This window comes from Dermacoccus sp. NHGro5, assembly GCF_017565385.1.
GTDB lineage: Bacteria > Actinomycetota > Actinomycetes > Actinomycetales > Dermatophilaceae > Dermacoccus > Dermacoccus nishinomiyaensis.
This window is the reverse complement of the sequence record NZ_JAGEKQ010000035.1, coordinates 26,692-43,248: the sequence shown is the minus strand read 5'-3', so window position 1 is coordinate 43,248 and position 16,557 is coordinate 26,692. Positions and strand designations below refer to the sequence as shown.

The following is a 16,557-nucleotide window of genomic DNA, read 5'->3' as shown; positions in this document are numbered from 1 at the left end:
ACAACCCCAAAAGGGTCATCGTAGTTCTGTACAATCATTAATCACTCAGCCAAAACACGCGACACTCCATAAGTGCCACTAAAATGTTTGGCGATGATCACATCGGCACGCTGTTGAGTTCTCAAAACACCATCGCACACCACACGAAGCGGCGAACTTTCGCTCGCCACCCGCTCGGGGCAACTTCTTAACCGTAATCCATCCGGCTCTTGGGCGTCAATTCCGGCTCTCGCCGTCATCTCGCGCACTTGGCTCCAGATGAAGCATCAGCCGGGCCGCACCGTCGTGTACCTGCCGGACCTTCGATCATGGATCGAAACGGGGTTTTCGCTTCCGGTGCCCGCCCTGTCGGGCTGACTTCGTAAACATTAGCCCAGGTTCTTCGGAGCGTGCAAATCGGGCCGGCCGAGCCGCTTGGGCCGTTCCCCTCCGCGGCGGGGGCGTGGCACCTAGACTCGCATCGGAAACCGTGGGCGACCGCGCCCAAAGCCGGAAGGAACACCCCATGCCTGAAGCCGTCATCGTCTCCGCAGCACGCACGCCCATCGGGCGCGCGTTCAAGGGTTCACTCAAGGATGTCCGACCCGACGACCTCGCCGCCCAGGTCGTCGAGGCCGCCCTCGCCAAGGTGCCCGACCTCGACCGCTCGCTCGTCGAGGATCTGTACCTGGGGTGCGCCGAGCCCTCCGGGCGCCACGGCAACAACATGGCTCGCGTCGTCTCGGTCCTGCTCGGGATGGACACCGTGCCGGGCGCCACCGTCAACCGCTTCTGCGCCAGCTCCGTGCAGACGACGCGCATGGCCGCTCACGCCATCAAGGCCGGCGAGGGCGACATCTTCATCTCCGCCGGCGTCGAGTGCGTCTCCCAATACACGAACTTTGCCGGTGCGGGTGCTTCGGACGACGCTGACCTCAACCCCCGCTTCGCCGACGCCATGGCCCGAACCCTCGAGACGGCCAAGACGAACGCACGCTGGAGCGACCCCCGTGAGTCGGGCGAGCTTCCCGACGTCTACATCGCGATGGGCCAGACCGCCGAGAACGTCGCCACCTACCGCGGCGTCTCCCGTCAGGAGCAGGACGAGTGGGCCGTCCGCTCGCAGAACTTCGCGGAGAAGGCCATCGCCGACGGGTTCTTCGCCCGCGAGATCGCCCCCGTCACGCTCGCGGACGGCACTGTCGTCTCCACCGATGACGGCCCCCGCGCCGGCGTCACGTACGACTCGGTCGCCGGACTCAAGCCCGTCTTCCGCGAGGAGGGCACCGTCACCGCCGGTAACTGCTGCCCGCTCAACGACGGCGCCGCGGCGCTCGTCGTCATGAGCGACGTCAAGGCCCAGCAGCTCGGCCTCAAGCCGCTCGCCCGCGTCGTCTCCACCGGCGTCAGCGGCCTCTCCCCCGAGATCATGGGCATGGGCCCCGTCGAGGCCAGCAAGCAGGCCCTCGCCCGCGCCGGAATGAGCATCGGCGACATCGACCTGTACGAGATCAACGAGGCCTTCGCCGCGCAGGTGCTGCCGAGCGCCCACGACCTCGGCATGGACCTCGACAAGCTGAACGTTCACGGCGGCGCCATCGCTCTCGGCCACCCCTTCGGCTCGACCGGCGCGCGCATCACGACGACGCTGCTCAACGGACTCCAGTCCATCGACGGCCAGTTCGGCCTCGAGACGATGTGCGTCGGCGGCGGCCAGGGCATGGCCATCATCTACGAACGCCTCAACTGATCGACCCCGCTGCTCGGCGCGGCCGAGCGGCGCTGGCGATCAAGACACCGCATGACACGAACGGCGGGCCCTTTGGGGCCCGCCGTTCGTGTCATGCCGTGGCACTCGTCCCGTGGTGACGCTCGGCCGAGGCATCGCATGCGGGTGGTCGTCATGCGCACGTTCCCATGGGATGCGCGTGTGCAGGCTGTACCGCGGGGTGGATGAACGCCGCGATCGATCTCGTAGGGTGTGCCGGCCATGCCCAGCCCGGGTTCAGGCCTGCGCACGGTCCTGCGACGTCGCGACGTTGACCATCCAGTTCGCGCCGAAGCTGTCGGTCAGCATTCCGAACTCGTCCCCCCACATCTGGACGGCGAGCGACAGCGTCACGTCGGCGCCTTCAGAGAGCGCCGCGAACCATCCGCGCAGGTCGTCGGCGTCGTCGCCGGAGAGCGAGATCGTGATGCTGCCACCGGGCGTGTGCTCCATCTGCTCCGGCGTGTCCGAGGCCATGAGCGTGAAACCGGACGGCGTCTTCAGCATGCCGTGCAAGACCTTGTCCGCCCCGGCGCCCTCCACTCCCATGTCACCGAACGTCGAGATCGTCAGTTCGCGCCGAAGACCCGGGCGTAGAACTCGAGTGCGTCCTTCGCGGTGTCGCGGAACTGGATGTAGGGGTTCATGCGCGAGGTCATTCGGAGCTCCTGAGATCAACGCGGCGGGGCGCCACGCCCGTGCGACGCCCTGCGATGGCCCCCGGGGCAGCACCCACGGCCGTCGAGTTCGCGTCTCAGCCGACGGAGCTCATCTGCCAGTGCCAGGCGCTGCCCGTCGGATGCGCCGGACGAGCCGTCAGCCATTGTCGCGGGGTTCACCACGTCGTGGACGAGCGTCGCGATGACCGCGGCAGCCCACGCGCCGTCGAACTGCGCCGTGCGCGCCGCCAGCCGTTCCGACTCCTCGTCCTCCCCCGCGACCATGCGGACGAACCGTGCGAGCGCGCAGGCTGCATGGTCGGCCGGCGCGCCCGGAGGCAGCGCCCGCAACGTGCGGACGACCCGCCCGAGTTCATCCTCGAGCGGGTCGCCGGCGCCAGGAAGAATCGCCGTCATCGTCAGTCTCGGAGGCGGGCGATGAGACGCAGCATCTCGACGTAGAGCCACACCACGCTCACCATCAGGCCGTACGCCATGAGCCACGACGTCTGGCGCGGAACGCCCGCGTTGACGCCCTGCTGGATCGAGTCGAAGTCAATCGCGAGCGAGTACGAGGCGAGTGCCACCGCGAACAGCGAGATGCCGATGCCGAGGGCGCCACTGCCGCCGATGCCGAAGCCGCTCTGCAGCCCCGTCAGGACGAGAACGAAATTGACGAGCGCGAACAGCAGGTACCCGATGAGCATGCCCGCGAAGATGCGACGGGAGCGCGCCGTCACGCGGATGACGCCGGTCTTGTACCCCAGCAACATCCCGCCGAAGACACACAACGTCGCGAGGATCGCCTGCCCGACCACCCCGGGGTAGGCCGAGTTGAAGAACGCGCTGGCGGCGCCGAGGAACAACCCCTCGAACACCGTGTAGGCGAGGATCAGCGGAACCGAGATCGTCTTGCGGAACGCGATGACGAGCGACAGCACGAAAGCGACGATGCCACCGCCGGCCCACAGGCCGAGGGCCGTCGAACTCGTCTGCGAGTCGATCGCCCGATCTGCGAAGACGAACGTGCCCGCCGCCACGACGAGCAGCAGCCCGAAGAGGTTGAGTGACTTCGTGACGACGTCATCGAGCGTCATCCGCTCCGGCTGCACCTGTGGCGCACCGAACGTCGGGTTGTACATGGGCCCGGACGCCGGCTGTTGTGGGAAGCCGTACCCCTGCTGCTGCCCACCCGCCTGAAAGCCTGCGGCCTGACCTGAACGCATGTCACGCTCGAACTTGCTGAACACCGGATTACCGGCCATGGGGCCCCTCCTCAAGGACGTGACGTGGTGCCCTCGACGGGATTCGAACCCGCACTGAAGCGATTTTAAGTCGCCTGCCTCTGCCGTTGGGCTACGAGGGCACCTCATCCTAACGACAGGGTCATGACGCCCTTGCGGACGACATGACCTCGTTCACCATGACAACGCCCCGGCAGAACGCGGTGTTCCCCGGGGCGCCTTCGTGCCATGCGCTCTGCCTCAAAGCATGCTCATCGCGATGCCGTCGAGAATGTCCGTCTCGCTCGTCACGCACGTGGTGACGCCCGCGCGCTCGCGCACGCGTTCGACGATCGTGCGCCAGATCAGCGCGCCCGCGCCGATGACGTCGACACGGCCCGGATGCATGAAGCCCATCGCGCCGCGCTCGGCGCACGTCGCACCCAGGACGGCGTCGCACGAGCCGATCACCTGCTCGCTCGTGAGGCACGCACCGTGGATGCGCGACGAGTCATACGCAGGCAGCCCCAGCGCGTGCGCCGTCACCGTCGTGATCGAACCGGCGAGGCCGACGAGCGTCGCGACCTGTGACAGGTCGACGGCGGCCTCCGCCTCGTCGAGGGCGGCATCGATATCGACGAGGGCAGCGTCGATCTCGGCCTGCGTCGGCGGATCGCTGCGCAGGTGACGCTCACTCAGGCGCACGGAGCCGATGTCGAGGGAGATCGACTGCTCGACATCCTGCGAGCCGCGCACCAGCTCCGTCGACCCGCCGCCGAGATCGACGACGAGATACGGGGCGCGCGCCTCGGCACCGAGGCCTGCCGTCGCGCCGGCGAAACTGAGCGCCGCCTCCTCCAGCCCGGAGACGACCTCGGGGACGACGTCGTCCCCGAACGCGGCGAACGCGCGTCGCACGCCGTCGGTGAATTCAGCCGCGTTGGCGGCGTCGCGGGAGGCCGACGTCGCGACGAAGCGGACGGCGTCGACGTCGTACTCCCGACACAGCTGGGCGTACTCGCGCGTGACGAGCAGGGTGCGCTGCATCGCGGCGTCGGCGATGCGGCCCGAGACGTCGATGCCCTGGCCGAGGCGCACGATCTCGCTGCGCCGCGCCAGGTAGGTGAGCCCTGACCCGCCGTCGGCCGCCACGAGCAACCTGATCGAGTTGGTCCCGCAGTCGATCGCCGCGACCCGACGCTCACTCATCGTCATCGTCTCCCGCACCGCAACAGCCGTTCTTCCACCACGCATCGCCGAGCAACGCCAGCGCTTCGTCACCGAGCGGGTTGATTCCGGGGCCCACCGACAGCGAGTGCGCGACCAGCACGTGCAGGCACTTGACGCGCGTCGGCATGCCGCCCGCGGAGATGCCGTCGATCTCCGGCACATCGCCGAGCTCGCCGCGGCGCCTCAGATAATCCTCGTGGGCGGCGCGGTAGGCGGCCGCAAGGTCGACGTCGGCTTCGAGACGCTCGCTCATCTCCCTCATGACACCCTGCGACTCAAGCGTCGAGATGGCGCCCGTCAGGCGGGGGCACGTCGCGTAGAACGACGTCGGGAACGGAGTGCCGTCCGGCAGGCGCGGCAGCGTGCGCACCACCGTCGGACACCCGCACGCACAACGCGCCGACACCTCGACCGCACCGCGCGGCACCCGTCCGAGCTGCTTCTCGATCGCCGCAACATCCTGCGGGCTGACGCCCGAGTGTTCGTTCATGTCCGTCGTGCTCACTTCTCGCCCTCCGCCGGGGTCGAGATCGAACCCCAGATCTGCCCGTACCACGGGTGCGATGACAGACCCGTGGCATCTGCCACGCCGTTGCGCGGCGTCGTCGCGTGCGTCGTGCCGGCATCGTCCACGTACACCGTGATCGACTTGCCCGGCATCGCGTACCCGAGCCGCTCCTGCGCCTGCTGCTTCACGTACGCCGGGTCGTCCCAGCGTTTGCGCTCGGCGGTCAGCGCGTCGACGCGCTGCTGACCGGCGACCTTCTCCCGCTTCAATTCCGCGATCTCGCTGCGCTGCTGCAGATAGCTACGCAGCGTGGGCGTGAGGACGACGAGCATGACGGCGAGCAGAGCGCTCATCGTGATGAAACGGCGAACCGTGCCCGGGTCGGCTCGACGACGCGCCACCGGCGCCTCGTCGAGCTGCTGACGCAGTGTCGGACGTGTCGAGCCACGCGGACTCGAGCCGCGTGGGCGGGAAAGATCACGGCCGGCGGGACGCGAGCCGGTGCGGGCGCGCGAACCTCCCGCCCCGGTGTCATCACCGGAGCGGGAGGTGCGGGAACTGCGATTCGCCAAGACGCCGCTCAGTTGTTCGAGAAGCGCGGGAAGGCCTTGCGACCGGCGTAGACCGCCGCGTCGTCGAGGTCCTCCTCGATGCGCAGCAGCTGGTTGTACTTCGCCACGCGCTCCGAGCGCGCCGGGGCACCCGTCTTGATCTGGCCGCAGTTCGTCGCCACGGCGAGGTCGGCGATCGTCGTGTCCTCCGTCTCACCGGAACGGTGCGACATCATGCAGCGGTAACCGTTCGTCTGGGCGAGGGTGACGGCGTCGAGCGTCTCCGTCAGCGAACCGATCTGGTTGACCTTGACGAGCAGCGCGTTGCCGGCCGCGTTGTCGATGCCCTTCTGCAGACGCTCGGGGTTGGTGACGAACAGGTCGTCACCGACGAGCTGCACGGCGTCACCGAGCTTGTCGGTGATGTGCGCCCAGCCGTCCCAGTCGTCCTCGTTGAGCGGGTCCTCGATGGAGACGAGCGGGTACGCCTCGACGAGTTCGGCGTAGTAGTTCGTCATCCACTCCGCGTCGCGCTTCTGCCCCTCGAACGTGTACGTGCCGCCGTCGTAGAACTCGGACGCCGCGACGTCGAGCGCCAGCGCGATCTGCTCGCCCGGCTTGTACCCGGCCTTCTCGACGGCTTCGAGGATGAGGTCGAGCGCCGCACGGTTCGACTCGAGGTTCGGGGCGAAGCCACCCTCGTCGCCGAGGCCCGTCGCGAGACCCTTGTCCTTGAGGACGGCCTTGAGCGCGTGGTAAACCTCCGTGCCCATGCGCAGGGCCTCCTTGAAGCTCTCCGCACCGATCGGCGCGATCATGAACTCCTGGATGTCGACGTTCGTGTCCGCGTGCGAACCACCGTTGAGGATGTTCATCATCGGCACCGGCAGCACGTGCGCGTTGGGGCCACCAACGTAGCGGTACAACGGCAGACCCGCAGACTTCGCGGCCGCCTTGGCCACGGCCAGCGAGACGCCGAGGATGGCGTTCGCGCCGAGCTTGCCCTTGTTGTCCGTGCCGTCGAGCTCGATCATCTCGGCGTCGATGAGGCGCTGCTCATCCGCGTCGAAACCGACGAGGTGCGGCGCGATCTGCTCGATGACGGCGTCGACGGCGTCCTCGACACCCTTGCCGCCGTAGCGCTTCTTGTCGCCGTCACGACGCTCGACCGCCTCGAAGGCGCCCGTCGAGGCACCCGACGGGACAGCCGCGCTCTCGTTGGTGCCGTCGTCGAGGAGCACGACGGCCTCGACCGTGGGGTTGCCGCGCGAGTCAAGGATCTCGCGAGCGCCGATGCCTTCAATGGTTGCCACAGAACTCTCCGATACACGTGGTTGATTCGGGCAGCGGGTCTGATCACCCGCGTCAGTGTCGAGCCTAACGAACCGCTGGGGTACTGCCGGGTAGGAACGTGGGGTCTGTCGAGAACGGGACGCGCGTCACCCGCCGCCTCGCGGCAGGTCGGCGTCCGGCGGGGCGGGGTGGGGCTCGGCGTGCTCAGCGTGGTCGATGCCCCCGAGGTGATCACCGAGGGGCGCGGCGTGCAGGCGCGACAGCGTGGCGGAGAGCGCGACGCTCGGGTCGACTCCGAGGCCACGGGCCTGCACGACGAGGTCGAGCAGCGCCGCCCCGATGGAATCCTCGGCGGCGAGGGCCTCGACGCGTTCGGCCTGCCCCGCCTTCGTCAACCGCCCGACGACCTTGACGGCCCGCTCGAGCGGCGGCAGCCCGGCCGGGATGCCTGCCAGCGGATCGTTCGCGTCACGCTCCGGTTTCTCGGCCGCCTTGATCCTCGCCCATTCGGCCTCGACCTCCTCGGGGTTCGAGGCGGCACCGTCGGCGAAGACGTGCGGGTGACGCCTGACCAGCTTCTCGACGAGCGTCGCCGCGACGTCGTCGACGTCGAAGCCGTCCTCCTCGCGCTCCGCGGCCACGCGGGCGTGGAAGAGCACCTGGAGCAGCACGTCGCCGAGCTCCTCCCGCAGGTGCTCGCCGCTCGCCTCGGCGATGGCCTCGGTGACCTCGAACGCCTCCTCGACGAGGTACGGAGCGAGGCTCGCGTGCGTCTGCTGGGCATCCCACGGGCAGCCGCCGGGCGAGCGCAACGTGTCCATGACGGCGACGGCGTCGAGCAGGCGCGAACCGGGGGCGTCCCACGACCCGACGACGACCTCGACGGGCGGCGGGTCGTCGAGACGCGTCAGCTCGCCGGCGAGCGCGTCGGTGAGACCGGGATCGGCGTCCGCCGAACCTAGCCAGACGACGTGACGCCCGGCGACCCCCGCCGCGACGAGGGCATGTGCCGTGGCGGCCGGGGGCTCGTCACGGATCTCGACGTCGAAGCCCTCGTCGCGCGTGACCTCGACGAGCGGTTCGTCACCCGCGCGGCCCAGGACGGCGTCAGCGCTTTCGAGCCGCCGCCAGGCGTCGCGCGTCATCAGCCCGGCGGGCACCCGCGGGCTGACGACGAGCAGGGCGATGCTGCCGCTCATCGTCGCGCTCCGCCCGCGCGCGCCATCTCCTGCGCCGCCGCGGCGGCGGCGATGTCGTCGAGCAGCACGGCCTGGACGAGCTGCGCCGCCCACTGCAGGATCGCCTGGTCGCGAAGCGGCTTGCCGGCGACGGGCTTCGTCATCGGCATGGGCACGAGCAACCGCTCCTGGTTGGTCTTGACGAGCGTGCCCGGGAAGAGGCGCTCGAGGCGCATCTGCTGCGACTCGCGCAACTCGGTGACCGGGCCGAAACGGACGTACTTGCCCTGCACCCCGATGTCGCTGATGCCCGCTTGCCGCGCGATGGTGCGCAGCCGGGCCACGTCGAACAGGTTGAGCACAGGCGCGGGCGGCTCGCCGTAGCGGTCCTTCAGCTCGGCGATGATCTCGTCGAGGGCCGCTTCGTTCTCCACGCTCGCGAGCTTCTTGTACGCCTCGAGGCGCAGCCGCTCCCCCGGCACGTACTCGTGCGGCAGGTGGGCGTCGACGGGCAGTTCGATCTTGATCTCGACCGGCATCGACGAGGTGTCGTCGCCGCGGTAGTCGGCGACGGCCTCACCGACCATGCGGACGTACAGGTCGAACCCAACCCCCGCGATGTGGCCGGACTGCTCGCCGCCGAGCAGGTTGCCGGCACCGCGGATCTCCAGATCCTTCATCGCGATCTGCATGCCCGCGCCGAGGTCGGTGTTGCTCGCGATCGTCTGCAACCGGTCGTGCGCCGTCTCGGTCAGCGGCTTCTCGGCCGGGAACATGAAGTAGGCGTACGCGCGCTCGCGACCGCGCCCCACGCGACCGCGCAGCTGGTGCAGCTGGCTTAGGCCGAGCTGGTCGGCGCGCTCGACGATGAGGGTGTTGGCGTTGGCGATGTCGAGACCCGTCTCGACGATCGTCGTCGAGACGAGCACGTCGAACTTGCGCTCCCAGAAGTCGACGACGACCTCCTCCAGGCGTGCCTCCCCCATCTTGCCGTGCGCCGTCGCGACCCGCGCCTCGGGCACGAGTTCGCGGATTCGCGCAGCCTGCTTCTCGATGCTGCCGACCTTGTTGTGGACGTAGAACACCTGACCTTCGCGCATCAGCTCGCGTCGGATGGCCGCCGTCAGCTGCTTCTCGTCGTACGCCCCGACGAACGTCAGGACGGGGTGACGCTCCTCCGGCGGCGTCGCGAGCGTCGACATCTCGCGGATACCGGTGACAGCCATCTCGAGCGTGCGCGGGATCGGCGTCGCCGACATCGCAAGCACGTCGACGGCCGTGCGCATCTGCTTGAGCTGCTCCTTGTGCTCGACGCCGAAGCGCTGCTCCTCGTCGACGATGACGAGCCCGAGATCCTTGAACTCGATCTCCTTGCTCAGCAACCGGTGCGTTCCGATGACGAGGTCGATCGAGCCGTCCTTGAGCCCCGCGAGGACCTCGCGCGCCTCCTTGTCGCTCTGAAAACGCGACAGCGACGCGAGCTTGACGGGGAAGCCCGCGTAACGCTCCGCGAACGTCTGATAGTGCTGCTTGACGAGCAGCGTCGTCGGCACGAGGACCGCGACCTGCTTGGAATCCTGCACCGCCTTGAACGCCGCGCGCACCGCGATCTCGGTCTTGCCGTAGCCCACGTCACCGCAGACGAGACGGTCCATGGGCACCGTCTTCTCCATGTCGGCCTTGACCTCTTCGATGCTCGAGAGCTGATCGGGCGTCTCGACGTACGCGAAGGCGTCCTCCAGCTCGCGCTGCCACGGCGTGTCGGGCGCGAACGCGTGACCCGGCGTCGCCTGTCGAGCCGAGTACAGGCGGATGAGCTCGCCGGCGATCTGCTTGACGTGACGGCGGGCTTTCGACTTGGTCGCCGCCCAGTCCGAGCCGCCCATCTTCGACAGCGTCGGCATCTCGCCGCCGACGTAGCGCGTCACCTGGTCGAGCTGGTCGGTGGGCACGAACAGCCGGTCGCCGGGCTGACCTCGCTTGCTCGCCGCGTACTCGAGGACGAGATATTCGCGCGTCGCGCCGCCGACGGTACGCTGCATCATCTCGACGAACCGGCCGACACCGTGCTGTTCGTGGACGACGTGATCGCCCGGCTTGAGCTGCAGCGGGTCGACGACGTTGCGGCGGCGCGACGGCATGCGTCGCATGTCCTTCGTGCTCGCCGTTCCCGCCGAGCCGGTGAGGTCGGCCTCGGTGAGGACGACGAGCCCCGCAGCGGGCATCTCGAAGCCGCGGCCGAGCGAACCCGTCGCGACCTCGACACCGGGGGCGACCTGCGTCATCGGGCGTGCGGCGAGGTCGTGCTCGGCGAACACCTGGGTGACGCGCTTGGCGAAGCCCGGGCCGTCCGTCACGACGGCGACGCTGCGCCCGGCCGCGACGTGAGCCGCGACCTCGGCGGACGCGCGCTCGGTGTCGCCGCGGTAGTTCGGCACGTCCTGCGACTCGATCGTGACGCGGGTACCCGGCAGGTCGTCCTCGAGGAACTCGTGCAACTCGTCGTCGGCCGCGAACGAGCTGAACGACCACCAGGGGTGAGCGGTCGCGAGCGCATGCTCACGCAGTTCGAGAAGGCTGCGGTACGACGCGCCGTCGAGCACGCCTCGTAGGTCGACGGGGACGGCGTTGCCGGCGGCCGCATTGGTCCAGCTCGCCTCGAGGAACTCCTGCGACGTCGAGACGAGGTCGTGCGCGCGGGTGCGGACGCGCTCGGGGTCGACGAGAATGACGCGCGCAGCATCCGGCAGCACGTCGATGAGCGTCTCCATGCCGGCCGGCAGCAGCGCCGGCATGAGCGACTCCATGCCCTCGACGGCGATGCCTTCGCTGACCTTCGTCAACATGTCGGCGACGCCCAGCAGGCTCGGCGCGAGCTCAGCCGCGCGCTCACGGACCTCGGGGGTGAGCAGCAGTTCGCGGCACGGCGGGGCCCACAGCCCGTGCGGGTTGACCTCGAGCGAACGCTGGTCGGCCACCTTGAACCAGCGGATCTCCTCGACGGTGTCGCCCCAGAACTCCAGGCGCACCGGGTGATCCTCGGTGGGCGGGAACACGTCGAGGATGCCACCGCGCACGGCGAACTCGCCGCGGCGCTCGACCATGTCGACGCGCGTGTAGGCCGCGGCGACGAGGGCTTCCACGATGTCCTCGAGCGGGCGCTCGTCACCGGCGGCGAGGCTCACGGGTTCGAGGTCGCCGAGGCCCTTCGCCATGGGCTGCATGAGGGCGCGCACCGACGCGACGACGACGCGGACGGGCCCGTACGTCCCGCCCGCTTCCGGGTGCCTGAGGCGGCGCAGCACGGCGAGACGCCGCCCGACCGTGTCGGAACGCGGCGACATGCGCTCGTGCGGCAGCGTCTCCCACGACGGGAACTCGGCGACGTCGTCGTAGTCGACGAAGTTGCGCAGGGCCGTCGCCATGTCGTCGGCCTCGCGCCCCGTCGCGGTGACGACGAGCATCGGCCCCGCCGCGTCGCCGCCAGTCTGCAGCAGAGCCGCCACGAGAGGAGCGCGCAGACCGGCCGCGGCCGCGATGTCGACGAGCGACTCGTCCGCGGCCAGCGCGAGCAGCCGCTTGACGGATTCGTCGGCGCACACGCGCGTCAGCAGGGGCGCGAGCGGCAGGTGGGCGGCCTCGGGCATGCGGGCTCCTTCGTCGAATCGGTGACGACGCACGCGGGCGCCGTGCGCGCCCGGAAGGGGCGACGGCTTCGTCGGCGGGCGACGCGTGAAGTCTAGAACGGGGCGGCGACAACCCCGGAATTCCAGGCATTCACCCCCTCATCACCCTGCGGGGCACGAACGATGGAGGGATACGCCGGGGGCAGTCACGGCCGTCCGAACAATTCCACGTCACGCGCCGCCGACGAGCCGTCGAGACGCACGCGCGTCCACCCGTCGGGCGTCGGTTCGAGGACGACGCGCGGCGCGTCATCCCGCCCGGCTCGCTGGTCGCTGGGGCCGCGCTCCTCGATGACCCGGGCGTGCAGGAACGACGACCAGCGCGTTCGCACGATGACGTCGCGTGAGGGTGCGACCCGCAGGATGAGGTGGGAGGAGGTCTTGTCCGTGATCGTGGCGCCGTCGGTGACGAGCGGCTTGGCGTCCGGCACCTCGAACACGCGCCACTGGTCGTTCGACCACACCTCGTGCCAGCCCGGGGGCGTCGCGGCGACGGTGCGCCACTGCCCCGTCTTCTTCACCGGATGGCGGTTGAGAGCGACGTAGCGCACCGCCGAATCCTGCAGCCACCCGGTGAGTTCCGCGTCGGAGATGTGCGCCTCGCGGTCGACGAACGCGTCGGAGAGGCTGCGGTCGGCCTGCGTCTCGTACCCGCGCGCCAACCAGAAATCCTCAGCCATGACGAACGCCGAGGTGTGCGTGCCGTCGGCGACGACCTCGATGCGGCTGTTCTCGATGCCGGGCAACGCCTGGAGCGCGTCCGACAGGGGCCGGTACACCGTCACCGACGACGCCGATGCGCGGGCGTCCGCGAGATCGTGGGCGGTGAAGTACCCCGACCAGACCAGGGCCGGCAGCACGGCGCACGCCGTCATCCGGTTGCTGCGGCGGGCCGTCGCGGCGACGGCGACGGGCAGCACCGCGAAGACGAGGCGCGCGAGGTTGGAGCCGAGCGCGTTGGGGACGGCGGAGAACACGAGCACCGCGACGGCGGCGATGGCGATGGCGAGGACGACCGGTTTCGCAGGCTTGGCGAGCAGGAACAAGCCGAGAAGGACGAGGGAGGTGAGCGCTCTGCCCCAGCCATACCCCTCTGGCCCACTGCTACCCCACACGAGCGACGAGACGCCCATGAAGGCGATGCCGACCAGGATGGGAACGAGCGAGATCCGACGGACGAGCAGCCCCGCCCCGAATCCGACGAGCACGAACGCCACCGCCACGGGTGAGGCGAGGCCGCTGAGGATGACGAGCAGCGACGCCGTCCAGCGACGGTCGCGGATGGCGGCGTCAAGCGCCCCGAGGGCGATGACGGCACCGACGAGGAACGTCGTGCGGCCGGCGCCGAGCGTCATCACGGCGCTCAGCGTCGCGACCCACACGGCCACGATCGGGCGCCGCACCTGCGTGACGGTGAGTGCCACAGCCCATGGGATAGCCGTGGCCGCGAGCGCGACGACGGCGTGGGCACCGAGGGCGGCCGACAGCCAGGGCACGAGGACGGAGTATCCGCCCGGAGGGTGGGCGCCGCTGTACCAGCTGAACCAGTAGCCGAGGCCCACGCCGTCCCGCGCCGCCTGAGCGCGCGCGAGCGCCGCCCACATGTCGCCCACACCGGGCGCGACGACGACGAAGAGCACGCCGGCGAGCGCGACCACCGCGGTCGCGAGCCAGGTGTGCAGCGCCAGCCGGCGGCTCACGCCCTCAGCGGGCATGCACGAGGTTCTGTGCGTCGTCGAGACCGCGGTGGACGAGCAGTTCGACCGCCTCCGCGCCCGAGGGGATGAGGAAGTCGAGTTCGCGTCGCTCGGTCGCGGAGAAGTCCTTGAGTACGAAGTCGCTCACCTCCATGCGTCCGGGCGGGCGCCCGATGCCGAGGCGGACGCGCAGGTAGTCCTTCGTGCCGATGCTCTTGCTGATCGAGCGCAGCCCGTTGTGGCCGCCCTCGCCGCCACCGAACTTCAGGCGCACCGCGCCGAAGTCGATGTCGAGTTCGTCGTGGATGACGACGAGGCGCTCGGCGGGGATCTTGAAGAACTTCATGAGCGCGCTGACGGGCCCGCCCGATTCGTTCATGTACGTGCTCGGCACGGCGAGGACGACCTTCGGGCCGGGCAGCCCGCCCGGCAGCGTCCCCAACCGAATCTCTGCTGCCGCGGCGCGCGCCTTGTGCGCGCGCAGGGCGACGCCGGCGTCAGCGGCCATGCGGTCGACGACCATCGCACCCACGTTGTGCCGGTTGCCGGCGTACCGGGGCCCGGGGTTGCCGAGCCCGACCACCAGCCAGGGTTGCCTGCGCGCCTCATCCACGAGGCCCAAGTATGCCGGATCGCGCATGGGCGCACGCTGGGCACGTCGACGAAACGCGCGCCCTCATCCGCGATCGAGCCGACGACCGCGCCGCGACGGAACGCGAACGACGGGCTGCCGCTCACCAGGATCGGTGAGCGACGGCCCGTCGTCGTGAAGATCCGATGCCCGCGTGGAGGCGGGCGGCGAATCACTCGGAGTCTTCGGAGCCAGCGGCGTCGCCCTCGGCGGGAGCCTCTGCAGCGTCGTCGCCCTCGGTCTCCTGGTCGGACTCCTCGTGCTCGATGCCGGCCTCGGCCTCGGCCTCGGCGAGCTCGGCATCGAGGGCCTCGGCGGAGATCTGCTCGGTGACGTTGATGACGAGCATCTCCTCGTCGGAGACGAGCTCGACACCGGACGGCAGCGTGATGTCCTTGGCGAGGATCTGCGTGCCGGCCTCGGCGCCCTCGACGGAGACGGTGAACACCTCGGGGATGTCCGTGGCGGGCGTGAGGACCGTCAGCATGCCGTTCTCGGTCGTGACGACGGTCTCGGCAGCGGCCTCACCCTCGGCGTGGACCGGAACGTCGACCTCGACCTTCTCGCCCTTCTTGACGATGACGAGGTCGACGTGCTCGATGAAGCGACGGATGACCTCGCGCTGGACGTCGCGGGCGAGCGCGAGCTCCTCCTTGCCGTCGAAACGGATCGTGAGCAGCGCGTTCGGGTTCTTGACGGCCATCATCGTGTCGTGGCCGGGCAGTTCGAGGTGAACCGGCGTCTCGCCGTGCCCGTAGAGGACGGCGGGGATCATGTCGTTGCGGCGGATGCGGCGCGCGGCGCCCTTGCCGAACTCGGTGCGAAGCTGAGCTTCGAGAACGATCTGGTCAGCAGCCATGGTGGTGCCCTTCGGTGCGTCAGGACCGACGACGCGTGCCGCCGGAATGGTCGGTGGCCTCGTCGGGACGCGACGCGCGGACACGATGCGGGCGCGTCGACGCAGGTCGGCGCGGGCGGCCTGGGGCCGCGGGATCTCGCAGACGAGCGCCACCGCGTCGATCACGGACCCTCGGGGCTCGCTGCGCGCGCCCGTCTCGTCCCTCGCCGAGGCAACCGGAACAGTCTAGCGGGGCGGCGCGCGAACACGAAACGGCGTGAACGCGCAGCGCCGCGCACCCCGGGTGGGATGCGCGGCGCCGCGTTCGTCAGGGTGAGATCATTCCATCTCGTCGAACATGCTCGTCACGGAGCCGTCCTCGAAGACCTCGCGGATCGCCTGCGACAGCAGCGGTGCGATCGACAGCACCGTCAGCTTGTCGAACTTCTTCTCGTCCGTGATCGGCAGCGTGTCGGTGACGATGACCTCGCGCGCCACCGAGTTCGCGAGCCGCTCGACCGCCGGGTCGGAGAAGATCGCGTGCGTCGAGGCGATGACGACGGACTCCGCGCCCGCGTTCATCAACGCGTCCGCGGCGTGGCAGATCGTGCCGCCGGAGTCGATCATGTCGTCGACGAGCAGGCACGTGCGGCCCTCGACGGAGCCGACGACGCGGTTCGCGACCGACCGGTTGGGGCGCGTGACGTCACGCGTCTTGTGGATGAACGCCAGCGGCGCGCCGTTGAGGCGTTTGCTCCACGCCTCGGCGACCTTGATGCGGCCCGCGTCCGGCGAGACGACGGCGAGGTTCTCGTCGCCGTACTTCTTGGCGACGTAGTCGGTGATGACGGGCAGCGCCTGCAGGTGGTCGACGGGGCCGTCGAAGAAGCCCTGGATCTGGTCGGTGTGCAGGTCGACGGCCATGAGGCGGTTCGCGCCGGCCGTCTTGAACATGTCCGCGACCAGGCGCGCCGAGATCGGCTCGCGACCGCGCGACTTCTTGTCCTGACGGGCGTAGCCGTAGAACGGCGCGACGACGGTGATGCGCTTCGCGGAGGCGCGCTTGAGCGCGTCGACCATGATGAGCTGCTCCATGATCCACTGGTTCACGGGAGCGGTGTGGCTCTGGATGACGAACGCGTCGCAGCCGCGCACGGACTCGTCGTAACGCACGTACGTCTCGGAGTTCGCGAAGTCGTACGCCTGCATCGGCACGAGCTGCGTGCCGAGGCCCTCGGCGACCGCCTTCGCGAGCTCGGGGTTGGCCCGCCCGGAGAAGACCATGAGGTTCTTCTCAGTGGTGCGCTTCATGGACA

Annotated in this window: 14 protein-coding genes and 1 tRNA gene; 1 reads left to right on the top strand and 14 read right to left on the bottom strand. The window is 69.5% G+C overall.

The genetic code is table 11. The features are described 5' to 3' along the window. Window positions 1-505 precede the first annotated feature (505 nt). On the top strand, window positions 506-1,729 hold the full coding sequence (locus J4Z35_RS12780) for an acetyl-CoA C-acetyltransferase (protein WP_074041138.1): 1,224 nt from the start codon (window positions 506-508) through the stop codon (window positions 1,727-1,729). A gap of 255 nt (window positions 1,730-1,984) precedes the next feature. Here the strand turns inward: J4Z35_RS12780 and J4Z35_RS12775 are convergent, their stop codons facing one another. The 14 genes from J4Z35_RS12775 to J4Z35_RS12710 form a co-directional block, all read right to left on the bottom strand. Then, window positions 1,985-2,296 carry a VOC family protein gene (locus J4Z35_RS12775; protein ID WP_337905401.1) on the bottom strand — a complete coding sequence of 104 codons (312 nt, stop codon included), beginning with the start codon at window positions 2,294-2,296 and terminating at the stop codon, window positions 1,985-1,987. A 125-nt stretch (window positions 2,297-2,421) separates the two neighbouring features. Then, window positions 2,422-2,823 carry a hypothetical protein gene (locus J4Z35_RS12770; protein WP_074041139.1) on the bottom strand — a complete coding sequence of 134 codons (402 nt, stop codon included), beginning with the start codon at window positions 2,821-2,823 and terminating at the stop codon, window positions 2,422-2,424. Between the two features lie 2 nt (window positions 2,824-2,825). After that, a complete protein-coding gene (locus tag J4Z35_RS12765; protein WP_074041140.1) occupies window positions 2,826-3,671 on the bottom strand; it encodes a Bax inhibitor-1/YccA family protein in 846 nt (281 codons plus the stop codon). Between the two features lie 25 nt (window positions 3,672-3,696). Further along, window positions 3,697-3,772, bottom strand: a tRNA-Leu gene (locus J4Z35_RS12760). Window positions 3,773-3,890: 118 nt separating this feature from the next. Next, complete coding sequence (locus tag J4Z35_RS12755; protein WP_074041141.1) at window positions 3,891-4,838, bottom strand: exopolyphosphatase; 948 nt, start codon at window positions 4,836-4,838, stop codon at window positions 3,891-3,893. Further along, window positions 4,831-5,349 carry a DUF501 domain-containing protein gene (locus J4Z35_RS12750; RefSeq protein ID WP_074041153.1) on the bottom strand — a complete coding sequence of 173 codons (519 nt, stop codon included), beginning with the start codon at window positions 5,347-5,349 and terminating at the stop codon, window positions 4,831-4,833. The genes J4Z35_RS12755 and J4Z35_RS12750 overlap by 8 nt, the downstream gene beginning before the upstream one ends. Window positions 5,350-5,360: 11 nt before the next feature. Continuing rightward, window positions 5,361-5,768, bottom strand: a complete 408-nt coding sequence (locus J4Z35_RS12745; RefSeq protein WP_050786589.1) for a septum formation initiator family protein — start codon at window positions 5,766-5,768, stop codon at window positions 5,361-5,363. A gap of 179 nt (window positions 5,769-5,947) precedes the next feature. Next, the gene (gene eno / locus J4Z35_RS12740; protein WP_006946760.1) at window positions 5,948-7,231 is read right to left on the bottom strand and encodes a phosphopyruvate hydratase; all 1,284 of its coding nucleotides are present in this window, start codon (window positions 7,229-7,231) and stop codon (window positions 5,948-5,950) included. Between the two features lie 126 nt (window positions 7,232-7,357). Next, the gene (locus J4Z35_RS12735; protein ID WP_062258408.1) at window positions 7,358-8,410 is read right to left on the bottom strand and encodes a MazG family protein; all 1,053 of its coding nucleotides are present in this window, start codon (window positions 8,408-8,410) and stop codon (window positions 7,358-7,360) included. Continuing rightward, window positions 8,407-12,036, bottom strand: coding sequence for a transcription-repair coupling factor (mfd, locus tag J4Z35_RS12730; RefSeq protein WP_074041142.1), 3,630 nt, complete (start codon window positions 12,034-12,036; stop codon window positions 8,407-8,409). The genes J4Z35_RS12735 and mfd overlap by 4 nt, the downstream gene beginning before the upstream one ends. A gap of 185 nt (window positions 12,037-12,221) precedes the next feature. Further along, window positions 12,222-13,790, bottom strand: coding sequence for a hypothetical protein (locus J4Z35_RS12725; protein WP_074041143.1), 1,569 nt, complete (start codon window positions 13,788-13,790; stop codon window positions 12,222-12,224). Then, complete coding sequence (pth, locus tag J4Z35_RS12720) at window positions 13,780-14,412, bottom strand: aminoacyl-tRNA hydrolase (RefSeq protein WP_062258413.1); 633 nt, start codon at window positions 14,410-14,412, stop codon at window positions 13,780-13,782. Before pth ends, J4Z35_RS12725 begins: the two co-directional genes overlap by 11 nt. Window positions 14,413-14,575: 163 nt before the next feature. Continuing rightward, window positions 14,576-15,262: a 50S ribosomal protein L25/general stress protein Ctc gene (locus tag J4Z35_RS12715; RefSeq protein ID WP_062258423.1), complete on the bottom strand. Its 687-nt coding sequence runs from the start codon at window positions 15,260-15,262 to the stop codon at window positions 14,576-14,578. Between the two features lie 318 nt (window positions 15,263-15,580). Continuing rightward, window positions 15,581-16,552: a ribose-phosphate diphosphokinase gene (locus tag J4Z35_RS12710; RefSeq protein WP_074041144.1), complete on the bottom strand. Its 972-nt coding sequence runs from the start codon at window positions 16,550-16,552 to the stop codon at window positions 15,581-15,583. Between the last annotated feature and the right edge of the window lie 5 nt (window positions 16,553-16,557).